Genomic DNA, 25,841 nt, shown 5'->3' on the forward strand with positions numbered 1-25,841 from the left:
GGAGAGATTAGGTAAAATGGAGACAACCTGTGTCAAGTTCTAAACAAGAATTTTTAACCTTTATTATTGGTAAAGAAGAATTTGCGGTAGAAATTCTTCGTGTTCAAGAAATTAGAGGTTGGGTATCACCAAACCCGTTACCCAATGTCCCGCCTTATGTAAAAGGCGTTGTTGATCTTAGAGGAACGGTTGTTCCCATTATAGATTTAAGAGAAAAGTTTAAATTAAAAGTGAGCTATGATGGCACTACGGTGGTTATTGTTGTTCATGTTTTAACGTCTCAAGGTGAAAGAGTGGTTGGGTTAGTGGTTGATGCGGTGTCTGATGTTCATCAGTTTGATATTAATAACTTACAAGATCCACCTGATATTTCCAATTCTATGCATAGCCAATATATTTTAGGGTTAACCACAATTAAAGATAGTCAAGGTCAAAGTAGTGCGGCACAAATGGGCACGGCTGAACAAAATTTGTCTGATAAAGGGCGAATGGTTGTTGTGGTTGATTTAGACAAGCTTGCCGCTGATGGGTTAATTGATGATATTGTCGCTAATGCAGAAAATATGCCGTCTGGAAATGGTTAACAACATATTCTCAATAGGTTTAAATGTAAAAACTTAGTCTTAGTCAGACAGCACCGAGATTGAGAAGCCTATTAAATATTAAGCCTTTGCCTTAAATTTTGTCACTCAGGCTTCCCGTTACTTTTTGCAATTTGGCAAAAAGTAACCAAAAAACAAACCCCACTCCATAAATAGGCAAGTTCTAAGCTTGTGAACTGAAAATGCTGAACTCGCTTCGCTCAAACAGCAGCATTTTTTTACCGTTCACTACACTAAGAACTTTGCACCATTTATTACAAGGGGACTTATGGCGTTTGTCCAAGTTTCAATATTAAGCATCAAAAAGTGAAAAATAATTCAAATCTCATTACGATTGGATATTAAATTGGAATAGTACTTTATTGTTGTCCAGCCAGCTTTAGTTCAATTTTTTAAATTTTAAAAGCAAAAAGCCGATTCAATCTGAATCGGCTTTTTTGTATTATTGCATTTAATCATTATCGAATCTTGCAAAGATTTCTGTTACCAAATACTACTCAGAATAGGTCACACAGTTACGATCATTTTCCCAGACGGTTAGGCTGTGCATGTTGACTTCAGGGCTTTTAATTCTTTTTTCGATCTCTTTATAGAGATAGACAGCAATATTTTCAGCAGTAGGATTTAGTTCTTTAAAATGTGGGTGGTCATTTAAGAAGGTATGATCTAGCTCTTTTACGACTTCCTTTGCATGACCTTTAATCTCTTTAAAATCGATTACCATGCCAATTTCATTAAGTTGAGAACCCGCTACTTGCACTTCAATTTTCCAGTTATGGCCATGAAGTTTTGCACAGTCACCAGGATAACCTTTTAGGCTATGAGCAGCAGCGAAATCAAGTAATGTTTTTAAAACAAATGTTTGGGCCATAATAGAGTCAATCTTCTCAGTTTTTAATAAAGTTTTACCACCCGTTAAGAGGTCAGCTAGTAAGATGAAACCTTTGTTCGAGTTGGTGATGCAAGAAAGATGTAAGAAAGAAATAAAAGAATTCTTTAAACTAATTCAGAGAATTCTAGCCTTATAAATTCTAACCTAATAAATATATCGACTCTTGCAAAATCTCGCTACACAAATAGTTGTATTTTAAGCCTTGCTGCGAGAGGTTGCTGATTATAACTAAAATGATTAACGATTAAAAGCTAACTTTTTGAAAGCTAAGATTTTTCTTAACTTCTTTAATCTTCAATTTATTGATCAGTTAATGTTTTCTAGCGGCAATGTACTCTATTAATGTTATTAAGAACGGACTTTTTAGCTTTAAAATAGAGAGTTCTTTTTTGGCTTGTGTAATTAAATCGTCTCTATATTCTTTAGCTGGTTGTAAACCGAGTAATTTGGGGTAGGTTGATTTGTCGAGTGCGATGTCACTACCTTGAGGTTTGCCTAAAGTATCGGTATCGCCTTCGATATCCAAAATATCGTCTTGAACTTGAAAGGCTAGACCAATCAATTCTCCTAATTTAACCAGGCCTGGTTGAATAGTAGTGTAGTTTGGAGAAGCGGTAGCCCCCATTAGTAATGCGCATTGAATTAGCGCTCCTGTTTTTAGATAATGCAGTGCTTTGAGTTGTTGCAAGCTAATCGACTTACCTTCGGCTTGAATATCTAATACCTGGCCGCCAATCATTCCTAAAGGACCGCTAGCGAGAGAGAGTAAACGAATCATTTCTATGGTTTGAGAAGGAGCTAAATTTTTGTCTTCTGCTAAAATTTGAAACGCTAAAGTTTGTTGAGCATCGCCTACCAGAATTGCCGTCGCTTCATCGTATTTTATGTGGCAGGTAGGTTGCCCACGGCGCAAGTCATCATTATCCATTGCTGGTAAATCATCATGCACTAATGAATAGCTATGAATCAGTTCAATAGCACAGGCTGCAGCATCCACTTTATTTAAAGGAATCCCCAAGGCTTCAGCTACTGCATAAATTAATGCAGGTCGCAGACGTTTTCCTTGGTTTAGTGTTGCATATTCAATAGCGGGGAATAGGTTATTTGTAGTATCGATTGTTAAGCTATCTTTTTGTTGCTTAGCAAAGAACCGTAAATGGTGTGTTAAGGCTTGATTAACACGTTCTTGATATTGGATTAGTTGGTCTAGCAAAAATCTTCTCCATAAAAAAGGCCGTCTAATAGACGGCCTTTTTATCAGTGCAAAGTTTTAAGCAGATAAGCTTTAAACCTTTACAAAAAATGCTGTTAATTAATGGATATATTTTAATACATTAATGTTGAGCATTCAGCTTTTAACGAAATTATAGTTCGTCAGAGTGCTCGCTTAGGTATTCAGCAACACCATCAGGAGTGTCTTTCATTCCTGAATCGCCTTTGTTCCAACCAGCTGGACAAACTTCACCAACTTCTTCGTGGAATTTTAGAGCTTCAACCATACGAACCATTTCATCAACGTTACGACCAAGTGGTAAATCATTAACAACTTGGTGACGAACAACACCATCAGTATCAATTAAGAAAGCACCACGTAAAGCAACATTACCAGGGTGAACAATTCCGTATGCTTCCATAATAGAACCACCAAGGTCTGCTACTAGAGGGAATTTAACTGGACCAAGTCCACCTTGATTAACAGGAGTATTACGCCAAGCATTATGAGTGAATTGAGAATCTACAGAGATACCTACAACTTCAGTTCCTAACTCTTTAAATTTTTCAACACGGTGGTCAAAGGCAAGAATTTCAGAAGGACATACAAATGTGAAGTCTAATGGGTAGAAGAAAACAACTGCGTATTTACCAGCAATGTGGCTTTTTAGATTAAAGTCATCAACAATAGAACCATCTGCTAAAACCGCAGCTGAAGTAAAGTCTGGAGCCTGTTTAGTGACAAGAACTGACATAGTATTATCCTTATTTTAGTGAGTGATTTCGAGTTTTTTAACCCAAATAGTATAGTCAATTGGTGGGTCTTATTCTAGTTAAATTATGGATAAATTTGAGTTTGATTTTATTGTTTATTGGCGGTTAAGGCTTAGTATTTAACATAGAGAAATTTATTTTCTTTAAGTTTGTATGATTTGCAGTCGATATACTCTAAATAAGAAGGCGTTTTTTTAGCAAGAAAGTTTTTTTGAGTTTAAATTAAAAATTGCGGTTATTACTTGAATCCACGGTTTGTATAGGTAGATGATTTTTGACAAATCAACAGTGCGTTAATTTTTAGTGAATTCTAGTTTACGATTTTGAGAGTGAAAATATGTTTATAGTCTATAGCCCTGAAGGGCAAAGCTTTATTGGAGCTGTGCAAAATTTACCTGTGCTTAAGGTTGATCCAGCTAAGCGAATAAATAAGGTTGAACAGTCTGAGTTAGGGGCTTTAAAAACTGATATTGAGTCTAAATCTCAGAGTAATCCAAAAAACAGTGCGTTAAACGCTTATAAACAAAATCAATCAACATCTTCAGGTAAAGCTGTTGTTAAGGTTGCAGAAGTAATGGTTTCGCCGGTTGTCACAATTAATGTGAATGCTTCTTTGGAAGAGGCTTGGCAAATTATGCACAGCAAAAAAATTAAACACTTACCAGTTTTAAATAATGCTGAATTGGTAGGAATGTGTTCTCAAGAAAATTTGTTAACTAGGATTATTGTGGGTAAATCTGGTGAGTTAGAAGGGGTTAAACCCGAAAAGGTGGTTGATGTTATGCATACTGAAGTGGTAACCACTAACTTAGATACCGATATTCGCCATGTTGCACAAGCGTTAAATCAATATCAAATAGATGCGCTTGTTATTATGAGCGAGTATCATCAAATTATTGGAATTGTTACTGAGAGTGATTTAATTAGGCGACTAGCTAAAGAGCCGCCAATTGAAATTTACACTTAATATTTAATCTTAAAGTTGATTACCCTAGTTTGGGTTTTAATATGGTTGGTTTAGGTATTTTGTGTATATGTGGATAATCTAAATTATAGTGAAGCCCGCGACTTTCTTTACGTTTTTGAGCACTAATCACGATGAGTTCAGACACAAGTACTAAATTTCTAAGTTCGAGTAAGTCGCGATTAAGCGTGTGTTGACGGTAATATTCATCGACTTCTTTGTGTAAATTACGGATTCTTTGACGTGCTCTTTTTAAGCGTTTGTTTGTTCTAACAATACCCACATAATCCCACATAACTCGACGTAATTCGTCCCAGTCATGACTCACGAGTATTTTTTCTTTCGGTTCGGTTGTTCCACTACTATCCCATGGAATGACATTTTTATGCTTTAGCTCTTGGTTATCAAAGGTGTTTTTAATACTTTGTTGTGCCATTTTGGCAAATACTAAACCTTCCGCTAAGGAATTACTGGCTAGTCTATTCGCTCCATGTAATCCTGTGTATGCGGTTTCACCAATGGCATAAAGGCCATCTAAACTGGTTTTGCCTTCAAGGTCGGTAACGATGCCTCCGCAAGTATAGTGAGCCGCAGGCACTACGGGTATTTGTTCTTTGGTGATATCAATACCAATTTTTTTACAACGTTCGTAAATCGTTGGAAAATGGTTTTTCAAAAAACTAGCCGGTTTATGAGTAATATCTAAATAGACACAATCTACACCATGTTTTTTCATCTCTTGGTCAATGGCTCTGGCAACAACATCCCTTGGTGCAAGATCGGCACTCTCATGGTATTGCTGCATAAAGGGTTTGCCATTGGGGAGTTTTAAAATTCCACCTTCACCGCGAACGGCTTCACTAATTAAAAACGAACGGTCTTTAGGGTGGTAAAGGCAAGTAGGGTGAAATTGATTAAATTCCATATTTCCAATCTTACAGCCCGCTCGCCAAGCCATGGCAATGCCATCACCTGTTGAAGTGTCTGGATTACTGGTATATAGGTAGGCCTTACTTGCTCCCCCCGTAGCTAACACCGTGAATAAAGATGAAATCGCAATAATGTTACTGTCGGTTTGATTAAGAGCATAAGCACCAATACATCGGTTTTGACGCTTATTTTTAATCAAATCAATAGTCATATGTTCAGGTAATAATGTGATGTGAGGGTGGCTTTTAACTCTTTTAATTAAGGTGCTTAAAACAGATTGCCCTGTGTGGTCAGCGGCATGTATCACGCGTCTATGGCTGTGCCCACCTTCTTGCGTTAAGTGAAAAGGGAAGTCACCTGCTTCGTGGTTATTGGGCTTTTCATTATCCAGACTAAAGGGGACACCTAAGTCAATTAACTCTTGAATTGATTCTGTAGCATGTGATGCAACAATGGCAACGGCTTTGGGATCACAAAGACCTGCACCTGCAATTTGAGTGTCGGAAATATGGGCTTCAATGCTATCAAAAGGGTCTAATACTCCAGCAATTCCACCTTGTGCGTAATTAGTACTGCCTTCGCTTAAAGAGCCTTTTGCAAGTACGGTAATTTTATGTTCTTCAGCAAGTTTTAGGGCAAGTGATAGGCCTGCAATTCCACTGCCTATAATAAGAATGTCGGTGGTTAATGTGTTAGATGGAGCTGGCAAATTATTTCCTTAAAAGTAAAACTAAAGAGTTTAAATCGTTGTTAATACCGATCGTTGTTAATACCGATATTATATTGAAGAATATCTTTCTTGAAGGTGAATATTTATTTTAAAAGGTTTGTAATGACCAGATTGTTTTATATAAAACAATGTTAATGTTGAAATTAAGAATTGTCGTCCTTATTAAAAACCAAGAATTATTACGAACTAAGATCGTCTTTGTCACCGTTTAAAATTTTAGGAATAGAATGGAAAATCAAGATAGTCATATTTTGCGTGAGCAAGGGATTGTGGTTGGAATAGAAGGTGACCATGTGCTTGTTCAAACTCAAAGAACCACCGGTTGTTCGGGTTGCTCTTCAGAATCGGGTTGTGGAACATCAGCCTTGGCAAAGCTATTTACCTCAACCAGTAAAGCACCAATTAGAGTTAAAAATCGAATTGAATGTCATATGGGTGATACGGTTGAATTAGTATTAGATGAGTCACGATTGCTTCAACATTCGTTCATGGCATATGGATTACCATTAATTGGTCTGTTTGTTTTTGCAATTGGCTTTTCTAAAATAGCTTTGCATTTATTAATGCTAACACCAGGCCAGGCAGAGTTGTCGGCAATTTTTGGTGGCTTTTTAGGGTTGTACTTAGGTTGGTGGTTAACTCGAAAAATTTATAAACCCGTTATGCCAGAATTAAGTAAGGTCATTGCAATATCAACTTAAAAATTAAATTAGGAGATCATTTAATAATGAAAAAATTATCCCTGCTTTTTAGCGTTTTAATTAGTGCTTTAGTGGTTCTTCAGCCTATTAATAGCTATGCGAATAGTTATACGTCTCAAGCTAACAAATTCGGTTTGCCTGATTTTAGTCAGCTTGTTGAAGATACTAATCAAAGTGTCGTCAATATTAGTACTACCAAAATGGTTGAGAGAGCTGCTATGCCTCAGTTTAGAGGTATGCCTGAAGATTTATTACGTCACTTTTTTGGCATGCCGCAGTTTAAAGGCGAGCCAAGGGGGAATGTTCCTGAACAACCTCATAAAGAAGAATCTCACTCACTGGGTTCTGGTTTTCTTATCAGTGCAGACGGTTATATTTTGACTAATAACCATGTTGTTGAAGGGGCTGATGAAATTATTGTAAGAATGCGAAATCGCAAAGAGTTAGTTGCCAAGGTCATTGGTACGGATCCAAGAACGGATGTTGCCTTGATCAAAATTGATGCAAAAAATCTTCCTTATGCAAAAATTGGTAATTCAGACGAATTAAAAGTCGGTCAATGGGTATTGGCAATAGGCGAACCATTTGGTTTGGATTTTACCGCATCTCACGGGATTATTAGTGCATTAGGTCGTGCGTTACCTGACGATACTTACGTACCATTCATTCAAACCGATGTTCCCATTAATCCGGGTAACTCTGGAGGTCCACTTTTTAACTTAGATGGCGAAGTTGTTGGTATAAACTCTCAAATATATAGTAAAACAGGTGGTTCAATGGGGCTATCTTTTTCAATCCCTATTGATATTGCTATGAATGTTGTGCAGCAACTTAAAAGCAAAGGAAAAGTCACACGAGGTTATTTAGGTGTACAAATTCAGGAAGTAACAAATGATTTAGCGAAATCATTTGGTTTAGCTAAACCACAAGGGGCTTTAGTTGGACAAACTTATCCAGATACTGCTGCGGAAAAAGCAGGGATTGAATCTGGAGATATTATTTTAGAATTTGATGGTAAGGCAATTAAAAAATCTTCGGACTTACCGCCTATTGTGGGTATGACACCCATTACTAAAAAGGTTAAGGTTAAAGTCTTACGCCAAGGTAAAGAGAAGTTCTTTACGGTCAGACTTTCTTCGTTGGATAATGCGGATGATATTGCTGCCAATGCCAGTGGTAAAGCCTATAGCGATAATCGATTAGGTGCCTTGGTTAAAGAACTTAGTAAAGAGGATTTAAAATCATTAGGTCTACCATTTGGTGTGGTTGTCACTGATGTTCAGGGTGGTCCAGCTAAAAAAGCAGGAATTCAATCTGGAGACATCATTGTTACGATTGATTTTAAACCTGTTAAAAGTGCTTCTGGGCTTAAAAAACTAATGAAAACTTTACCAAAAGGGCATTCATTACCGGTTAGAGTGGTTAGAAAAAACCGTTCATTATTCTTACCATTAATACTAGATTAATTGAGGTTTTACAGTGATGGTAAATAGGTAATAACTCATAAAAAAGGTGGTTAAGTTATATTTGAGGTTAAGTTAAGTCATCGCTAAGATTTATCAATGCGAAAAACCTTAAATTAGCGTAAAATACCCGCCATTCATTGATAACCAAATCAACCTTGCGAATACTTATAATTTAGCAAGGTTGAATTTAAAGGGGCAGTGGCCCCTTTTTTTGTAGTATTTTTTTCTTTAAGAGACCTTTGCACGAGAGTATGCGCGAGTGAAAATGGTTAAAATTTACCCGATTTTTGTTGAAAAACTTGCGAATAGCTAGCTATTCCCTGCGTTTTCCGCCGCAATCAGGAAAATTTTCTCTCATTTTTCTTTCGCACCTATCTCGTATTTATGCCCTTGGGTACAAAGGTCTCATTAATTTACTAGTGAAGACCATTGCTGGATATTATTTGCAAGGTGATTGCACGAATAAGTAAATTAAAATGGTAGAGCCCCTAAAAAATGGGTTTTTAAGATTGAGTTGGAGCTTAAATGTCAGACAGTTTAAAACATATTCGAAATTTTTCGATTATTGCGCACATTGACCATGGTAAATCGACCATTGCAGATCGTTTTATTCACTTATGTGGAGGATTGACTGATAGAGAAATGGAAGCTCAGGTTCTTGATTCAATGGATATTGAAAAAGAACGGGGTATTACTATTAAGGCACAAAGTGTTACTTTGGAGTATAAAGCCAAAGATGGTGAAACCTACCAATTAAACTTTATCGATACTCCTGGACACGTAGATTTTTCTTATGAAGTTTCCCGTTCTTTAGCCGCCTGTGAGGGCGCTTTATTGGTTGTGGATGCCTCTCAAGGGGTAGAAGCACAGACCGTTGCTAACTGTTATACGGCTATTGAACAAGGCCTTGAGGTTTTGGTTGTTCTTAATAAGATTGACCTGCCAGCAGCTGATCCAGAACGCGTGATTGAAGAAGTTGAAGAAATTATAGGTGTTGAAGCGGTTGATGCTGTTCGCGCAAGTGCTAAGTCTGGTATTGGTATTGAAGAAACTTTAGAAGAGATTGTTGCCAAAATTCCGGCTCCAAAAGGTGATCCTGATGCACCATTAAAAGCCTTAATCATAGATTCATGGTTTGATAACTACTTAGGTGTTGTCTCTTTAGTTAGAGTGATTGACGGTAAAATTGGTAAAAAAACCAAAATGAAGGTGATGTCGACTAAAGAAGTTTATTTGGTAGATGATGTGGGAATCTTTACTCCAAAACGTAAATCAATGCCATCGCTATCCGCTGGTGAAGTTGGGTACGTGATTTCGGGCATCAAAGATATTGACGGTGCACCCGTTGGGGATACGTTAGTTGATGCTACTCAGCCAGAAGTTGAAGCTTTACCCGGTTTTAAAGAAGCACAACCTAGAGTATTTGCCGGTTTATTTCCCATTTCATCTGACCAATATGAAGACTTGCGAGAGTCTTTGCGCAAATTACGCTTGAATGATGCCGCGTTACATTTTGAACCAGAAACCTCAGAGGCTTTAGGTTTTGGCTTCCGTTGTGGTTTCCTGGGCATGTTGCACATGGAGATTATTCAAGAGCGTTTAGAGCGTGAATACAATATTGACCTAATCACAACGGCTCCTACGGTAATTTATGAAGTTCTTACTAAAGCGGGGGATGTTATCACTATTGATAACCCATCTGAACTGCCAGATGCGGGTGTTATTCAAGAGATTCGTGAACCGATTATACAAGCCAATATTTTAGTCCCTAATGAATATGTGGGCTCAGTAATGAAGTTGTGTATTGAGAAACGCGGTGTTCAAAAAGATATGCAATATTCAGGTGGCCAAGTTTCGATTAATTATGAACTCCCACTAAACGAGGTGGTGTTAGATTTCTTTGACCGCTTAAAATCTTGTAGCCGTGGATATGCTTCGATGGATTACGAGTTTAAGTGTTTTCAAGCTGATGATCTAATACGTGTAGACTTTATGATCAATAGCGAAAAAGTGGATGCTTTAGCGGTCATTGCTCACCGAAGCTTTGCGACCCAACGTGGAAAAGTCATTATTGAAAAATTAAAAGATGTCATTCCTCGTCAAATGTTTGACGTTGCCATTCAAGCCGCCATTGGCGGTAAAATTATTGGTCGTTCAAATGTAAAAGCATTACGCAAAAATGTAACGGCAAAATGTTACGGTGGTGATGTTTCTCGTAAGAAGAAATTACTACAAAAACAAAAAGAAGGTAAGAAGCGCATGAAATCAATCGGTAGTGTAGAGTTGCCGCAAGAAGCCTTCTTAGCGATATTAGACACAGGAGAGTCTTAATTATGAGCTTTGAGTTAATCTTAGTGATTGTAACCGCTGTCACCGGTGTGATTACTTATGTGGATAGAGTGGTTTGGCGTCCCAAACGTTTGTCGGCAATGATGCCTGACAAAGAACCCATGTTAATTGAATATGCTCGTTCTCTTTTTCCAGTATTTTTAGTGGTACTGGTATTGCGTTCATTCATTATTGAACCTTTTAGAATTCCATCGGGTTCAATGTATCCAACACTACAAATTGGTGACTTTATTGTGGTTAATAAATTTGCCTATGGTGTTAAGTTGCCGGTTTTGCAAACTAAAATTATTCCTACCTCTGAACCTGAGCGTGGAGATGTAGTGGTGTTTAGATACCCAAATGATCCCGATGTTGATTACATTAAACGTGTTATTGGTCTGCCAGGCGACAAAATTACCTACGTTGATAGAACACTTTTTATTAACGGTAAAGTGGTACCACAAAAATTTATTGGCAAATATCATGGAACCGAGTCAAGTGCAGTTATGAATGGCGCCTCTGTGGTTGAAGAAACGTTTGATGATGGTAATGTTCATAATATTCTGCTGGATATGGATAAATCTTCACGAAATATGGATACCGTTACCGTACCCGAAGGTCATTACTTTATGATGGGTGACAACCGTGATCACAGTAATGATAGCCGTTTTTGGGGGTTTGTTCCTGAGAAAAACCTCAAAGGGAAAGCGTTTGGTATTTGGATGAACTGGGACCATAAGTTACATCTAAATCGATTAGGTACAGGAATTCACTAATATGGCTAAGTCAAACGGTAAGCTCTCAGTTGAGCGTCTTGCTAAATTAGAGCAACTATCCAAAAAATTGGGTTACCAATTTAATGATATTTCAATATTACAGCATGCTTTAACCCATCGCAGTATGGGCGCTATCAACAATGAGCGTTTAGAATTTTTAGGAGACAGTCTGGTTAATTTTATGATTGCTGATGTCCTGTTTCATCAGTTTAACCGTTTACCTGAAGGCGATATGAGTCGTGTACGTGCTCACTTAGTTAAAGGCGATACCTTAGCGGTTATCGGTCGTGAATACAAATTAAGTGATTATCTAGTATTAGGCCCTGGCGAACTTAAAAGTGGTGGGTTTAGACGTGATTCAATTATTGCGGACTCGGTAGAAGCCATTATTGCTTCAGTTTATGAAGATGGTGGTCTAGATGCTTGCCGTCAATTAGTCAGTCGTTTTTATCAAAAACGTTTACAAGTCCTTGACCCTAAAAAAGTGGGTAAAGATCCCAAAACACGCCTACAAGAATACCTACAATCGCAAAACGAAGACTTACCAGAATATAGCATTATTAGTGTTAATGGCGCTGCTCATAATCAAGAATTTACCGTTTCTTGTTATGTAGGAAAACTGAATTCTAAGTTTGAAGCGATTGCCACTAACCGTCGTAAAGCTGAACAAAAAGCCGCAGAAATTGCTTTAGAAGCGCTTGGCGAACTATAATTAATCAAATAACCATTTGATTAAAATGAGAAAAACATGTCTGATAATGAATTGTCTTTAGAAAAAATCTTAGCTGGTAGTGACGCGGATAATAACCAAAATAACGCATACCAAGCCGGTTTTGCTGCTGTAATTGGTCGGCCAAATGTTGGAAAATCGACCATTATGAATGAAATGCTTGGTCAGAAACTGAGTATTACATCGCATAAGCCACAAACGACACGTCACCGTATTCATGGTATTTATACCACTGCCGAGCATCAAATTATTTATGTAGATACGCCAGGTATGCACTTAGGTGGCGAGAAATCAATTAATGACTATATGAACCGAACTGCCAATAGTGCATTTGCCGATGTAGATGTCATTCTGTTTGTGGTGGAAGCTGGAAAGTGGACAAAAGAAGACGATGCGGTAGCCAAAAAATTGGCGTGTATTGATGTCCCTGTAGTCGTTTTGATGAATAAAATTGATAACTACAAAAATAAAGAAGACCTTTTTCCATTTTTACAAAAAGTGGGTGAAAGGGTCAAAATGGACACCTTAATTCCTATTTCAGCCTATAAAAAAAGTGGCTTAGATTTAATTAAAAAAGAAGTTTTAAAATACCTACCTCATCAAGATAAAATTTTTCCAGAAGAGTATGTCACGGATCGCTCTCAGCGTTTTTTAGCGGCTGAAATTATTCGAGAAAAACTAATGCGAACCTTAGGGGAAGAAGTTCCTTACGGTTCCACTGTTGAGATTGAACAGTTTAAGTACGATGAAGAAGAGGAGCGTTGGTTAATTAATGCACTAATCTTGGTTGAGCGTAAAGGTCAAAAACAGATTGTTATCGGTAAAAAGGGCGAATTAATCAAACAGATGGGAATCCAAGCACGTAAAGACTTAATTACGTTATTAGATGGCCGAGTTCATTTAGAGTTGTGGGTTAAGATCAAAGAAAACTGGTCTGACAATGCACGTGCTTTAGCCAGTTTAGGCTACGATGACAACTATTCTAGTTAAGTGAGCACCTGATTCTATGCAAATAGAACAGCCTGCCTTTGTTTTACATTCGCGTCCTTATCGAGAGACTAGTGCTTTAGTCACTTTTTTTACTCCTGAATATGGCAAAGTTAATGGGGTTGTCAGAGGGGTTAGAGGTGGACGTAAAACGGCTTCTCAAAAAACCGCTATATTGCAACCCTTTCAACAGTTGACCTTACAATGGCGAGAAAAAGCAAATAACGCCAGCGATTTACTCAATATTCAACAAATTGAACTTTCAACCTTACGTTTTCCCCTGCAGGCGGAAACCAATATTTGTGGTTTGTACGTTAACGAACTCCTCTACCGTCTACTTTTCCCGCAGGTGGCTACCGAAGCCTTATTTGATGTGTATCAACAAACCCTCTATCAGCTTTTAGCTTCTAAAAATCGAGCTGACCAGGCCTGGTCGTTACGTCAATTTGAATTTCAACTACTTACTGAAATGGGGCATGGCTTGCAATGTGAACAAGATGTTCATCAACAAGCGATATTAGCTGAATCTACCTACCAATATTATCCGCAACAAGGTGCCGTGTTATTGCAGAATGACTCTGAACAGCAAGGCGTATTAATTCAAGGTGATTGTTTATTGGCATTACAAGAGATGCGTTACTGTGAGGACTGTTTGCCGCAGCTTAAGCGTTTGTTTAGAGCGGTTTTAGCATTATATTTAGGCGATAAACCGATTATGACACGAGAATTATTCAACTAAATTCATTAATTTTCAATGTTATTTTGTGAACAATTAGCGATAATACTCTACGCTTTTTTCTACACTCAGAAACTTTTGCACAAGCCATCAAAAAAGTGAAATTTTAGCCTTTTTGTTTTTTTATGGCCTCGTGCAGTAGTCTCATACTATTTTTAAGGAAATTAAATGAATCCGATTTACTTAGGTTTGAATATTGATCACGTTGCTACTTTACGTCAATCGCGCGGAACTCGTTATCCCGATCCTGTTAAAGCTGCGCTAGATGCAGAAATGGCCGGGGCTGACAGTATTACATTACACTTACGTGAAGACCGCCGTCATATTCAAGATGCCGATGTTGTGCAAATTTCAGCAATGCGTCAAACCAAAGTAAATTTAGAAATGGCTGCAACAGAAGAGATGGTAAAAATCGCTATTGAACAGCAACCAGAGGATGTCTGTTTAGTACCTGAAAAACGTCAAGAATTAACGACTGAAGGTGGTTTGGATGTAGCAGGACAAAAAGCCTGGTTAACCGAGGTTTGTTCACGTTTAGCTGCAGCAGGTTGCCGTGTATCGCTGTTTATTGATCCTGACGAAACACAAATTGCAGCTGCAAAAGAAGTTGGCGCACCCGTTATTGAATTACACACAGGGACTTATGCTGACTTAGAAAATCCTGCCGATGTTGAGGCAGAGATTGAACGACTTCAAAAAGCCGCCACTTACGGAAATAGTATTGGTTTAGTTGTCAATGCAGGGCATGGTTTGCATTATCATAATGTACAGCCCATTGCCGCTATGAAAGAAATCGAAGAGCTTAATATCGGCCACGCAATTATTGCGCAAGCCATTTATTCAGGTCTTCCTGACGCGATTCGTGAAATGAAGCGTTTAATGGTTGAAGCTCGTCAAAACGCTTACTTACAAGATTAAGTTTTACGATGATTGTGGGTGTAGGTACAGACATTGTTGATGTTGAGCGAATTGCTAAAGTCTATGATAAGCAAGGAATTGCATTTGCTGAGCGTTTGCTTTCAAAAGCTGAGTTAACTGAGTTTGAAAATCAGCTCTACCCAGAGCGATTTTTAGCAAAACGCTGGGCATTAAAAGAGGCCGTTTCTAAAGCGTTAGGAACGGGGATTGCTCAAGGCGTTCGTTTTAAAGACATGACGGTTGGCCATAAAGATAGTGGTCAACCTATTTTATTTTTGGAAGGTTCAACCCTAGAAAAATCAAATGAACTCTGCATTACCGATTGGGCAATTAGTATTAGTGATGAAAAGCATCACACCGTTGCTTTTGTGATTGCAGAACAGCGTTGAATATTTGGGAGTTTATTGTATGAATAAATCATTAGTGACTAATTTAGCGGCTCTAGTTTTACTGCTTTTAGGTTATATGTTTGAAAATACTTATTTATTGATGTTTGGTTTATTTGCACTTTCAGGTGCTTTAACCAACTGGTTAGCGGTTTATATGCTGTTTGAAAAAGTACCAGGCCTGGTAGGTTCTGGCGTGATTCCAAATCGTTTTGAAGAGTTTAAAGCCGCGATTAAAACCTTAATGATGGAGCAGTTTTTCAGCAAAGAGAATATTGATAAATTTGTAGCCGGTAGCGCACAAAATGCTAAATTTGAACTTAAACCGGTTATTGAAAAAGTCGATTTATCGCCATCTTATGACCGTCTTGTTGAAGTGATTATGAACTCCTCCTTTGGCTCTATGTTATCTATGTTTGGCGGTGAGGAGGCCTTAACACCTCTAAAAGAACCTTTCATTTCTAATATGAAAAGCTCATTAATTGAAATGACACAAACCGATGATTTTCACCAAATGTTACAAGAAGAGCTAGACCAACCCGATGTAATGGCCGATATTCAAACCAAAGTAGCTGATATTATTGAGGCTCGTTTACAGGAGTTAACACCTCAATTAGTAAAAGAAATGGTACAACAAATGATTAAGCAACATTTGGGTTGGTTAGTAGTTTGGGGTGGTATTTTTGGTGGTTTAATTGGTCTACTTTCTAGCTTTTTTATCATGATGCCATTGTAAAACTCAGTAAAACATCCTTACAAAGAAGGTTTTCACTTCATAAATTCAGCCAACTTGTTTAGGCTTGGCTGATTTCTCTATTCTGTGCTTTAGCCACAGGAGGTATTGGTTTATTGTGTTCATCTATAATGGCTCGAATATCTCTAGGGCATACCAATAGAAATGTTTTTGAACCCCCTAAAATAGTGATTATGGTCTTTGCTTTGTTAACCATTACGGCGATTGTTCGGGTGGTATTTCCGCTTGTTGATGCTAACCACTATGTTTTATGGATGCATCTTAGCCAATGGGGTTGGGCAATTCGTTTTATGCTCTTAAGTATTGCATATTGGCCAGTTTTAACTAAACCAAGCCCGGTGAAAAATAGCGGAATTTTGTTATAGCGGAATTTTGATATAGCTAAAGGGATTTTCTAAGAAACTCCACGCGCTGTTGAATTGCTGTACGTTTTTTATTATCCATATTCGCAAGATGCTTTATTTGTAAAGCCATTCTTGGGTGTTGGCTAAATTCGGTTTCGTGTTTGAGCAAAAAAGCCCAATATAAAGTAGTAAATGGGCAGGCTTTATCTCCAATGGATTCTTCTGGTTTGTAAGGGCACTGACTACAATAAGGGCTCATTTTTTGGATGTATTTTCCTGTGGCAACATAAGGTTTACTCGCCATAAAACCGCCATCGGCATATTGGCTCATACCCATTACATTTGGTAGTTCAACCCATTCAACCGCATCTACATACATCCCCAAATACCACTCATGCACTTCAATCGGATTGGTTTCCCAAAGCTGTGCAAACAGGCCGGTCACCATTAAACGTTGAATGTGATGGCCGTAACCATGCTCTAAAACTTGCGATATAGATTGTTGTAAACAGAGCATATCGGTTTTACCTGTCCAGTAGAAAGAGGGTAGCTTTTGTTTTGCATCTAGATGATTCCATGTTTTCCACTCTGGCATAGCATGCCAGTAGAGTCCTCGTACAAATTCTCGCCAACCCAAAATTTGACGTATAAAACCCTCAACTGCTTCAATAGGAGCATCGCCATTATGATAAGCCTGTTCGGCAGCTTTAATGACTTCAAGTGGTGAGATTAGTTTTAGATTCAAGCTACTCGATAATAATGAATGATAGAGAAAAGGTTCATCAAACCACATCGCATCTTGATATTGCCCAAAGAGTGCTAGACGGTTTTCAATAAAATCGGCTAAAGCTTGTTGTGCTTCTTGGTGAGTCACGGGCCAATTAAAGCTTTTCAAGCTGCCTGAATGATTGGCAAATAAATCATCTACTAACTCTAGAACTTCTTGAGTAATCTTATCTTTACGAAATGTTGGCGCTTCAACGACCAGGCCTGGGCCTTTTTTACCAAAACTACCGCGGTTTTTAGCATCAAAATTCCATTTTTCACCGCAAGGTTTGCCATTCTCCATTAATATGCCAGTGCGCTTTCTCAGGTGGCGAATCCAGTATTCCATAACAGGTTTTTTACGCTGCGACATCCATTTACTAAACTCTCCTGGAAGGCTTATAAAATGGCGATCAGCTAAAACATTAAGTTTGTGTTCAAAGTGATTGGCAGTTGTTTTTAACTGCTTTAAAACTCGGTAATCTCCCGGTAAAACCACTTGGATGTTTTTAACGGAATTTTTGGATAAAAATTCACTTAAACTATCCGCTAAATTGAATGGATGTTGGTTGTTTTTCTTTGATAGTGCGAGGTAATGAACAGGCCAGCCTTTATCTTGAAGACGTTCTGCAAAATGACGCATAGCACTTAAGAACAAAGCGATACGCTGAGGGTGTGATTTTACATGTGTACTTTCCTCAATAACCTCAGCCATCCAAATTAAATCTTGGTTTGGGTCAAATTCATCAAATAGAGCGGAATTTAAATTGAGTTGGTCGCCCAATACAATGCAAAGATTACGGATTTTATTCATGGTTTTTCCTGGATTTGACGACGAATTTGTTTGGCACTGCGTTGACATTTTTCACTGCAATAGATGACATTTTCCCAATCTTTTGCCCACTTTTTACGCCATACAAAAGGGCGCTGGCAAATAGGGCAGAGTTTGCTGGGAAGGTTCTGTTTTTTGATACCTTTCATTTTTTGTAACGGCTCACTAATGCCCCTTTAAAATAGGCTTAACTGATTATCTGGAACGGCTTGTTTCGCAGTGTTACCAGGCCTGGTAGTTTTACTTTTGGGCGTTTTAGAAGGTGTTTTTTTCGGCCTTTTAGCACGGCTACCATGGGTTATAAAAACGCTTTTAGCTTGTTGTCTGGCATTGGGATCTTTACGCAGAGTAGCCAGTTTGTTTTTAGCTCGTTTTGCGCTCTCATCAATGTCTACCAAGGGTGCAGGATAGTCTTGACCAATAAAAACCCCAAAATGGCTTTGCCACTCAATTGGCATAGTCCAAGGTTGGTGAATGTATTCCACTGGTACGGCTTGTAATTCTGGGCACCAGGTTTTAATGAAGAGACCCAAAGGGTCATGATCTTTACCTTGTTTTAACGGGCTGTAAACACGCATGGCATTAATCCCTGTAGTACCAGACTGCATTTGAATTTGGCTGTAATGAATACCAGGTTCATAATCGGTAAAGAGTTGAGCTAAAGGTGGCGCGATTAAACGCCAATCTATCCAAAGTTGATAACTTGCAAACGACACCACCATCGCACGCATTCTAAAAGGTAACCATCCAGTGACTCTTAGACTTCGCATACAAGCATCTATCATAGGTACGCCAGTTTGACCTTCTAACCAGGCCTGCAAGAACTCACCTGCACTAGGGTTGTCTAGTCGCAAATTTTCAGTAGCAGCGTGCAAGCAGTGCTTTTCCATCTGGGGTTCAGTTTCGAGTTTTTGCATAAAATGACTTTGCCAAAAACACCTTGAAATAAAGGCTGTTAACCCACGTTGTTGATTAACAGGGGCTTGAGTTTGCCTAAATTGTGCCGCTTGAATAACTTCTCGGATAGACAGAGAACCCCACGTTAAGTGTGGGCTTAACCGTGAGGAGTTTTGTGGTGCTTTTATGGGGTTGGCGATATCAAAAAGATAGTGACCTACTCGCTGGGTCAGAAAACGTTGCAATAGCTTTAAACCCAGGGAGCGCCCACCTTTTTGTATTTGCTCTTGTTCACAAATTGCAGAGGGTAATAACAAATAATTTGGTAGGGTAGTTTGTTCTTGAACAAAAGGTAACGCTTCTGGTTCCGGTAAGCAGGCCTGGTTAAAATGATGGTTAGCCTGGCTTTGCCAATAATCACGCTGGCTTTTACCTCGATGAATAGGGTGTTGTTTAAATTCATACCAGGGAATGTCGTGGCTCTTTAACCAGGTAATAAGCTTTTGGTCTCGAGTATAACTCCATAAGTTGCCCGTTTCTTGGTGGCTCCAAACGCCTGAAATTTGGTAGTGACTCTTGAGTTGTTTAAATACATCAATCACGTTGCCATACAATTGGATTAAAGGTTGTCCCAATCGGCTTAAGTCATGGTTTAGTTCGATTAAGCAGTCTTGAACAAACCGCCAATGGCGAAGACTGGCATCTTTTTGCGACCATAGTTCAGGTTCAAAAATGTAAATAGGCAGAACCAAGCCTTTTTGTGCAGCCATATAAAGAGGTGCGTGATCCACGGTGCGTAAATCTCTTTTAAACCAAACAAGTTGTATAGTCGGTTTTGTCATGGTGGTCATCTTAGCGTTATGGCGAATTACTCAGGGTTTGCCTTTTAAAAATCCACAAACCGTGTGCTTGTAAAAGAAAAGTACAATAATTATACTTTATTTATACCATAGTTTTACAAAGGTTGTTTAAATAGCGTTTTATTAATTGATATAGGCGTGCTAAACTTTCTTTGAAGTCTTGTTATTTAATGGCGCATTTAAACTGTTTAAAGTGTATTTTAATCACGACTTTTTATATAAATCAGGGGGTCAAAAAATGGGTTCGAAATTTAAGTTCAGTTCTTTATCAGCGCTATTTGCCGTGGCTTTTTTAGGTTTAGCCGCACCAATGCATTTAGCTTTTGCGGGTTCAGAAAACACCGCCAGTGGTGCGCCAATTTATGTGAGCGATGTCGGCTTTGCAACACCAGAATCGGTTGAATATTATGCAGGTGAAGATGTTTATTTAGTGGCTAATATTAATGGCAGCCCCTTTGCTAAAGATGATAACGGTTTTATTTCTAAAATCTCTCCAGACGGTGATGTACTTGAGCTTAAGTGGTTAGATGGAGCGGCAACAAACATTGCTTTAAATGCGCCAAAAGGGATGCAAATCATGGGCAATCGATTGTTGATTGCAGATATTGATAAATTACGTGTATTTGATTTGCCATCGGGTAAGCAGTTAGCAGATATTGCTGTTGAAGGTGCTAGCTTTTTAAATGGTTTATCGATGGCCGACCAAAATAGCGTGTATGTAACCGACATGGGGGTTGCTCCAGGGTTTAAAAGCTCGGGAACAGACGCAATTTATCAAATTGGTTTAGATGGTCAAGTTTCTACACTGGTTAAAACTACAAAGCTTAATAAACCCAATGGTATCGCCGCACATAATGGTGGTGTAATCATTGGTACATTCGGTAGTGGTAAGTTAGTTTTTATGGACGATAAAGGAGAAACCCAATCAATAATGACTTTAGAAGGGGGTCGTTTAGATGGTCTTTTGAGTCTTGATGATGGCTCGATTATTACTTCAAGCTGGGAAACTTCAAAGGTTTATCGTATTGCTTCAGACAAAAGCGTTACTAAGGTTATTGATGGCTTGAAATCTCCTGCAGACCTTGGTTTAGATACAAAACGCAATCGAGTGTTGATTCCATTGTTTAAAGGTAATGAATTAGTGATTAAGCCATTAAACAAATAGCTTTATTTGCACTAAAAAAATTAATATGAAACCCAGCATTCAATGGAATGACTTGGTTTTTTAAAGTATTACATACTTACTATATCATCAACTTTTATCCACCACCCATGTCCTTCAATATTAGCCGCTTTAAAATGCGTCAAACTTTGCAATGGTTTTGGCATGTCTTTAATAAGACTGCCAATTTGTTTATTAATGGGTTGAACGTTCTTTAATATTTACGCCATCTTCTACCGCATCACTAGGGTGGTTGATTATTTTTTCGCCTTCTACCAGGCCTGTTAATATTTGCACGGTTAAACCATTTCTTTGTCCAATGTTAACTGACTGTCTTATTGCTTTATTGGCTTCTTTTTTAAATACAGCCCAGCCGTTTTGATAACGAAATAGCGCGCTTTCAGGTATTTGCAGTACGTTGTCTTCATGCCATAAGATAAATTTGGCTTCTACTCGGTAACCATCCCCTAAGCGTTGCCACTGTTTGGTTGGCGAGGTAAAGCTGCAGATAACCCAAACACGCTGTTCTTCAACACCTAACGCAGAAACTTTTGTAAATCCAATGGGTTCTATTAACTTAACCACACCTTTAAGCGGTTGAGCTCCGCCCCAACGGTCAAAGAGTACGGTCATGCCGGGTTTGATTTTAACGGCATCAGCGGAGAGTAGGTCAACCTCTACCTCTAAGGCGGTTGGATCTCCCACTTCTAGTAACGCTTGTCCGGTTGTTACTGGGCCTTCGCATTGGCGGGTGACTTTTAGAATTTTACCTGTAATTGGCGATTTGACGGCAACACGATCTACGTTTTGTTTTTGTGGTTTAGCCGCCGAATATTCTAGCGTGGTAAGTGCGGCTTGTAGTTCAAAGTTAGCAACTTCAACAGCAAACTTAGCTGAACGTTGTTGTGAATTTGCGGTAATGGTTGCAGTTTTGGCTTCATCAAAAGTTTCTTGTGAAATAAGGCCTTTTTGTAAAAGAGGTTTAAAACGTTGTACTTTTTCTTGTGCTAATTTAGCGGTAGCTTGGCTAGCAATAGCTTGTTGTTTGGCTGATTGTAAAGATGCTCTTGCAGCCATGACTTGAGCCTCTGCTTGTGCACGGCTTCGGGCATCTAATACTTGAGATTCAAGAGGGGTTATGGCTAAAAGGTTTTGCCCTTGAGTGACGTTATCACCTACATTTAAATGCATGCGACAGGTCATGCCATTAACTGGGGAACTGATTACATAGCGATCAATAACGCGGGTTTTTCCATCTTCTTGAATGGTAATCGTCAGCGGGGCTTTTTTTACCGTTGTCGTTTCTACCATAATGGGTTTAGGCCAAAATCCCCAAATAAGTAATCCAATCAATAAAACGACCGTAATTAAAACGCCAGGGTGATTAAACAAGGGGGTATTGCGTAATGACATCTTCATAGTAAATTTCTCAAGTTTATTCTTTGGCTTTTAATACCGCTACCATATCAAGGTGCGCTAAATTTCGCCATATCATTAAGGCTGAAAGTAGTGATGAAACAATCACGACTAGTGCTGCAGTGGCATAAACATTGTTTTCTAAAACAAAAGGGATGCGATATAAATCGCTATCAAACTTCATTGCAAGATAAGCACAAAATCCGTTACCAATTAAAAAACCAATGGGGATTGCAAATAGGGTAATGATTGCCTGCTCACCTAAAAGAATATAAGCAATTTCGCTACGACGTAATCCTAGCACTCGCAAACTCGCCAATTCTCGGTTACGCTCGGATAAAGCAATGCGCATACTGTTATAAACCACACCAAAAGCGATGCTTCCACCCAATAAGGTAGAAACAAAGCTAAAGAGCAATATGGTGTCATTCATGGTTTGGTAAAAGCTTTTAATGGCCGACTTTTGTTCCACTACACCCACCACTTTAGGCATATTGGTTAGGTCTTTATAGACCTGTTTTTGATATTTTTCATCTACTTTTAAATAGGTTCCTGAAATGACATCGCCTTCTTTAAGCAGTCTGTTTAAAGTGTGGCGTTGCATATAAACATTGAGACCTAAATACTCTTTGGCAGTACCCACCACGGGGACCTGTAATATTGGGCGGTTGCCCTCTAAAACTTTTATGGTAAGAGTGTCACCAACCTTTATATGTAATTGCTGTGATAAATAGTCGGTAATGATTACACCTTGCTCAGGCACTTTAATGGGTTTAAGTTCACTGTCTAACAATTTGGTTAATACTTGATTAGGTTCAACCCCTTTTACAGAGGTTCTATAAGAGCGGTGTTCAAAGGTTAAGTTAGCCGATATATTGCGAAACCCCTCGGCTAATTCTACGCCTTGTATGTTTTTTACAGAATAAAGTGAACGGGTTGAGGTGGGCTCGGTGTATAAAGCCATTAAGTCTTCGTGTTGGCTCATATTATATTGCACGTCTAACATCTTATTAATCGCACCTTTTTGAAAACCACTTACCATCATAATTCCACAGGCCAAACTAATCCCAATCGTTGTTAAAAAAGACTTAACTGGATGGCGTTCTAAATGGCGTAAAATCATACGAGAAGATTGAGAAAAGTGCGTTTGTATTCCCAATTTTTCAATTAGCGTTGGGCGATAAGTCATCGGTTGTTCTGGTCGCATACCTTGTGCAGGTGATAAACGTATCGCATTATTTACGGCATATAACGTGCCCATTAATGCAACGCCAAAACTCACTAGGGTAGCCGATGCAATGACCTCTGGTTTAAGTAAATAATGCATATAAGGTAAGCTAAAGATATTCATGTAAAGTCCGCTTAAACCTTTTCCCATCCAAATACCTAAAGCAATTCCGAGTATTACGCCAATAGTAACAATCATTAACACCAGCTTGCTGTAATGCATGCCCACAGCGATATTGCTATAACCAAAGGCTTTAAGCGTTGCGATTTGTTCCCTCTCAAGTGCAATTAAACGGCTAATGACAACATTTAATAAAAACGCGGCTACCCCTAAAAAAATAATAGGAAATAGAGTCGCCATATTTTTTAATTGTTTAAGTTCTTGGCTTAAATAACGGTTGGAGAGTTGATCTTTTCGTGAGTAAGCGCCAATACCCCCGTAAGGGGCGAGTAGGTTATCTAGTTCATCAATAACATCTTGAAGGTTGGTGCCTTTAGTTACCGTTAAACTAATATCGTTAAATGCACCGGTCATATCATAAGCACTTGCTAAAGGTGTGCGAGCCATCCACATAACACCATAACTTTTATAGTCAGGGAACATTGCTCCAGGTGCAATTTGATAGATATATTCGGGCGATAGTCCAGTGCCTGCAATAGTCAGCGATTTATTGCGACCATTGATATTTGCTTTAAGTTTATCTCCGGGTTTGAGTTGGTGGGCATCTGCAAATTCTTGGCTAATAATGATTTGATTATCACGATTAGGTTCTAAGGGCTGACCATCTTCTAGGTAGATTTGGTTAAGCAGGCTCTTTTTCTTATCGGGTTCAGAAATAATGTGCCCGCTCACCGGATCATCATAGCCAGCAATATCAAGGTTTACATAAGTAACTACTCGGGTTTCGACTTTATCTACACCTGGTATATCCTCAATACGTTTTACCAATGAGATAGGCGCGCGTTTTAACGAGGCAAAGACATCCGCAAAGTGATTGTCTTGATAATAATTTTCACGAGTTTCATAGAGTGAGTGGTAAGTACTGAAAAAAGTGATAAAAATAGCAACACCACCGATAATGACCATTGCAATTGCCATGGCTTGCATCCGCATATTCCAGAGCTCTCGCCAAAGCTTTATATCAATTGCATTCATGGTTAACCTCAATTACCAGCTTAAATCTTTAGGTGATATTAAGGTTTTATTGGTATGAATATCTGTGATTTGACCATCGGATAAGCTAATGACTCGATTAGCCATTTGAGCAATTCCCGCATTATGAGTAATGACAGCTGTAGTGGTACCTAATTCTTGATTTACACGTTGTAATGCTTCTAATACTTTAATGCCTGTTTTTGAATCTAATGCACCAGTCGGTTCATCACACAATAACACATCTGGGTTTTTAGCAATGGCACGAGCAATGGCAACACGCTGTTGTTCCCCCCCAGAAAGTTGTGCCGGAAAGTGGTCAAAACGCTCACCTAAGCCAACTAATTCTAAGGCTTGTTCAGGTGTCATCGGTGCTTTCGCTATTTCAGTAACAACGGCTACATTTTCACGAGCAGTTAGGCTAGGAATTAAGTTATAGAATTGAAAAACAAAGCCCACGTTAAAGCGTCTATATTCAGTAAGTTGGTGCTCCGAAGCCGCGCTTAAATCAATGATTTCATCTTTATCATCCAAAACCTTGTGATAAATAACCGACCCTTTTGTGGGGGTATCTAATCCGCCTAAAATATTTAAAAGCGTTGACTTACCACTGCCAGATGGACCTAGTAAAACGGAGAGTTCACCCTCATAAAGTTTAAGATCTACACCGCGCAAAGCATGCACCTGTACCTCACCCATTTGATAGATTTTAGTTATGCCTTCTAGCTCAAATACCACTTCTTTCTCTATAGACTGAGAAAGTTGGTTATTTTCTGATATCTGGGTTTGGGTCGATTGCATATTGGTCGCCGTTGCAGTTAGGTTAATTAACTCTTTAAGTTAAGTATATATCACTTAAAATTAACGAAAAAGAAAATCAACTCTCTAGAGACTTTAAGACTTAATACAAATCATTTTTTGCTAGCAAGCTGCAAATAAGGTGGGGGGAGTTAGTAACAAAGAATTTAAATGTTCGCACACAACATCAATGCGGTATAAAGGCTTAGTTGGTTTAAAATCCCAGGCCTGTTAACTTAGGCTTTAGGTTGGTTTAAAATCTTGTGTAGCCAGTAATGTTTAATTTTTTCCCATAAAGGTTTACCCATTAATAATATAGCAATATAAAAAGTCACTTCACCCATTATGATTAAGGCGGTAATCATGCCAGCCATTTCTGCAATACCAAACTCTAAAAAAGGGATAATAAAAACTAGCATCCAAGCGATAGTAGAAATAGCAATTAGCGTGTAAGCTAACGGCTTAATAAAAGGTGAAAAACGTGCTTTTAATGTCATATGA

At 38.5% G+C, this 25,841-nt stretch carries 25 protein-coding genes; 14 read left to right on the forward strand and 11 right to left on the reverse strand.

Going from position 1 to position 25,841, the window contains the following annotated elements; translation table 11 throughout:
* Positions 1-29 precede the first annotated feature (29 nt).
* Positions 30-584: a chemotaxis protein CheW gene (locus BS34_RS0104495; RefSeq protein WP_029407352.1), complete on the forward strand. Its 555-nt coding sequence runs from the start codon at positions 30-32 to the stop codon at positions 582-584.
* A 511-nt stretch (positions 585-1,095) separates the two neighbouring features.
* On the opposite strand, the gene queD is transcribed toward BS34_RS0104495, so the two are convergent.
* From queD to BS34_RS0104510, 3 genes are all read right to left on the reverse strand, one after another.
* On the reverse strand, positions 1,096-1,473 hold the full coding sequence (gene queD, locus BS34_RS0104500) for a 6-carboxytetrahydropterin synthase QueD (RefSeq protein ID WP_029407353.1): 378 nt from the start codon (positions 1,471-1,473) through the stop codon (positions 1,096-1,098).
* Positions 1,474-1,804: 331 nt separating this feature from the next.
* Positions 1,805-2,707 (reverse strand): polyprenyl synthetase family protein, encoded by a 903-nt coding sequence (locus BS34_RS0104505; protein ID WP_029407354.1) that lies wholly within the window; start codon positions 2,705-2,707, stop codon positions 1,805-1,807.
* A 151-nt stretch (positions 2,708-2,858) separates the two neighbouring features.
* Positions 2,859-3,461, reverse strand: coding sequence for a peroxiredoxin (locus tag BS34_RS0104510; RefSeq protein ID WP_029407355.1), 603 nt, complete (start codon positions 3,459-3,461; stop codon positions 2,859-2,861).
* A gap of 356 nt (positions 3,462-3,817) precedes the next feature.
* On the opposite strand from BS34_RS0104510, the gene BS34_RS0104515 reads away from it, so the two are divergent.
* On the forward strand, positions 3,818-4,447 hold the full coding sequence (locus tag BS34_RS0104515) for a CBS domain-containing protein (protein WP_029407356.1): 630 nt from the start codon (positions 3,818-3,820) through the stop codon (positions 4,445-4,447).
* 19 nt (positions 4,448-4,466) lie between these two features.
* Here BS34_RS0104515 and nadB read toward each other — a convergent pair whose 3' ends face one another.
* Entirely contained in the window at positions 4,467-6,083 is a 1,617-nt protein-coding gene (gene nadB, locus BS34_RS0104520) for an L-aspartate oxidase (protein ID WP_029407357.1), read from the reverse strand.
* 248 nt (positions 6,084-6,331) lie between these two features.
* Here nadB and BS34_RS12550 point away from each other — a divergent pair, with 248 nt between their 5' ends.
* The 11 genes from BS34_RS12550 (at position 6,332) to BS34_RS0104575 (ending at position 16,251) form a co-directional block, all read left to right on the forward strand.
* Entirely contained in the window at positions 6,332-6,805 is a 474-nt protein-coding gene (locus BS34_RS12550) for a SoxR reducing system RseC family protein (RefSeq protein ID WP_051640681.1), read from the forward strand.
* A 26-nt stretch (positions 6,806-6,831) separates the two neighbouring features.
* The gene (locus tag BS34_RS0104530) at positions 6,832-8,271 is read left to right on the forward strand and encodes a DegQ family serine endoprotease (RefSeq protein WP_029407359.1); all 1,440 of its coding nucleotides are present in this window, start codon (positions 6,832-6,834) and stop codon (positions 8,269-8,271) included.
* A 525-nt stretch (positions 8,272-8,796) separates the two neighbouring features.
* Positions 8,797-10,602 (forward strand): translation elongation factor 4, encoded by a 1,806-nt coding sequence (gene lepA / locus BS34_RS0104535; protein ID WP_029407360.1) that lies wholly within the window; start codon positions 8,797-8,799, stop codon positions 10,600-10,602.
* A 2-nt stretch (positions 10,603-10,604) separates the two neighbouring features.
* The gene (gene lepB / locus BS34_RS0104540; RefSeq protein ID WP_029407361.1) at positions 10,605-11,375 is read left to right on the forward strand and encodes a signal peptidase I; all 771 of its coding nucleotides are present in this window, start codon (positions 10,605-10,607) and stop codon (positions 11,373-11,375) included.
* A 1-nt stretch (position 11,376) separates the two neighbouring features.
* Positions 11,377-12,087, forward strand: coding sequence for a ribonuclease III (rnc, locus tag BS34_RS0104545; protein WP_051640682.1), 711 nt, complete (start codon positions 11,377-11,379; stop codon positions 12,085-12,087).
* A gap of 36 nt (positions 12,088-12,123) precedes the next feature.
* On the forward strand, positions 12,124-13,095 hold the full coding sequence (gene era, locus BS34_RS0104550) for a GTPase Era (RefSeq protein ID WP_029407363.1): 972 nt from the start codon (positions 12,124-12,126) through the stop codon (positions 13,093-13,095).
* Between the two features lie 16 nt (positions 13,096-13,111).
* Entirely contained in the window at positions 13,112-13,831 is a 720-nt protein-coding gene (recO, locus tag BS34_RS0104555) for a DNA repair protein RecO (RefSeq protein ID WP_029407364.1), read from the forward strand.
* Between the two features lie 165 nt (positions 13,832-13,996).
* Complete coding sequence (pdxJ, locus tag BS34_RS0104560; RefSeq protein ID WP_029407365.1) at positions 13,997-14,746, forward strand: pyridoxine 5'-phosphate synthase; 750 nt, start codon at positions 13,997-13,999, stop codon at positions 14,744-14,746.
* Positions 14,747-14,754: 8 nt separating this feature from the next.
* On the forward strand, positions 14,755-15,135 hold the full coding sequence (gene acpS, locus BS34_RS0104565; RefSeq protein ID WP_029407366.1) for a holo-ACP synthase: 381 nt from the start codon (positions 14,755-14,757) through the stop codon (positions 15,133-15,135).
* Between the two features lie 19 nt (positions 15,136-15,154).
* Complete coding sequence (locus BS34_RS0104570) at positions 15,155-15,868, forward strand: DUF445 domain-containing protein (RefSeq protein ID WP_029407367.1); 714 nt, start codon at positions 15,155-15,157, stop codon at positions 15,866-15,868.
* Positions 15,869-15,939: 71 nt separating this feature from the next.
* A complete protein-coding gene (locus tag BS34_RS0104575) occupies positions 15,940-16,251 on the forward strand; it encodes an NnrS family protein (RefSeq protein WP_255327159.1) in 312 nt (103 codons plus the stop codon).
* A 16-nt stretch (positions 16,252-16,267) separates the two neighbouring features.
* Here the strand turns inward: BS34_RS0104575 and BS34_RS0104580 are convergent, their stop codons facing one another.
* Genes BS34_RS0104580 through BS34_RS0104590 form a run of 3 tightly spaced genes read right to left on the reverse strand, consistent with a single transcriptional unit; the run spans position 16,268 to position 19,566 of the window.
* A complete protein-coding gene (locus tag BS34_RS0104580; RefSeq protein ID WP_029407369.1) occupies positions 16,268-17,809 on the reverse strand; it encodes a cryptochrome/photolyase family protein in 1,542 nt (513 codons plus the stop codon).
* Complete coding sequence (locus BS34_RS12815; RefSeq protein WP_084151562.1) at positions 17,806-17,976, reverse strand: DUF2256 domain-containing protein; 171 nt, start codon at positions 17,974-17,976, stop codon at positions 17,806-17,808. Before BS34_RS12815 ends, BS34_RS0104580 begins: the two co-directional genes overlap by 4 nt.
* 27 nt (positions 17,977-18,003) lie before the next feature.
* Entirely contained in the window at positions 18,004-19,566 is a 1,563-nt protein-coding gene (locus tag BS34_RS0104590) for an FAD-binding domain-containing protein (protein ID WP_029407370.1), read from the reverse strand.
* Positions 19,567-19,822: 256 nt separating this feature from the next.
* Between BS34_RS0104590 and BS34_RS0104595 the strand changes: the two genes are divergently transcribed.
* Complete coding sequence (locus BS34_RS0104595) at positions 19,823-20,749, forward strand: SMP-30/gluconolactonase/LRE family protein (protein ID WP_158660975.1); 927 nt, start codon at positions 19,823-19,825, stop codon at positions 20,747-20,749.
* A 192-nt stretch (positions 20,750-20,941) separates the two neighbouring features.
* On the opposite strand, the gene BS34_RS0104600 is transcribed toward BS34_RS0104595, so the two are convergent.
* From BS34_RS0104600 to BS34_RS0104615, 4 genes are all read right to left on the reverse strand, one after another.
* Positions 20,942-22,165, reverse strand: coding sequence for an efflux RND transporter periplasmic adaptor subunit (locus tag BS34_RS0104600; RefSeq protein ID WP_029407372.1), 1,224 nt, complete (start codon positions 22,163-22,165; stop codon positions 20,942-20,944).
* Between the two features lie 16 nt (positions 22,166-22,181).
* Positions 22,182-24,545 carry an ABC transporter permease gene (locus BS34_RS0104605; protein ID WP_029407373.1) on the reverse strand — a complete coding sequence of 788 codons (2,364 nt, stop codon included), beginning with the start codon at positions 24,543-24,545 and terminating at the stop codon, positions 22,182-22,184.
* A gap of 12 nt (positions 24,546-24,557) precedes the next feature.
* Positions 24,558-25,343, reverse strand: a complete 786-nt coding sequence (locus tag BS34_RS0104610; RefSeq protein ID WP_084151563.1) for an ABC transporter ATP-binding protein — start codon at positions 25,341-25,343, stop codon at positions 24,558-24,560.
* 233 nt (positions 25,344-25,576) lie between these two features.
* Positions 25,577-25,837, reverse strand: coding sequence for a transporter suffix domain-containing protein (locus BS34_RS0104615; protein WP_051640685.1), 261 nt, complete (start codon positions 25,835-25,837; stop codon positions 25,577-25,579).
* Between the last annotated feature and the right edge of the window lie 4 nt (positions 25,838-25,841).

Source organism: Thiomicrorhabdus sp. Milos-T2 (assembly GCF_000702325.1).
Lineage (GTDB): Bacteria > Pseudomonadota > Gammaproteobacteria > Thiomicrospirales > Thiomicrospiraceae > Thiomicrorhabdus.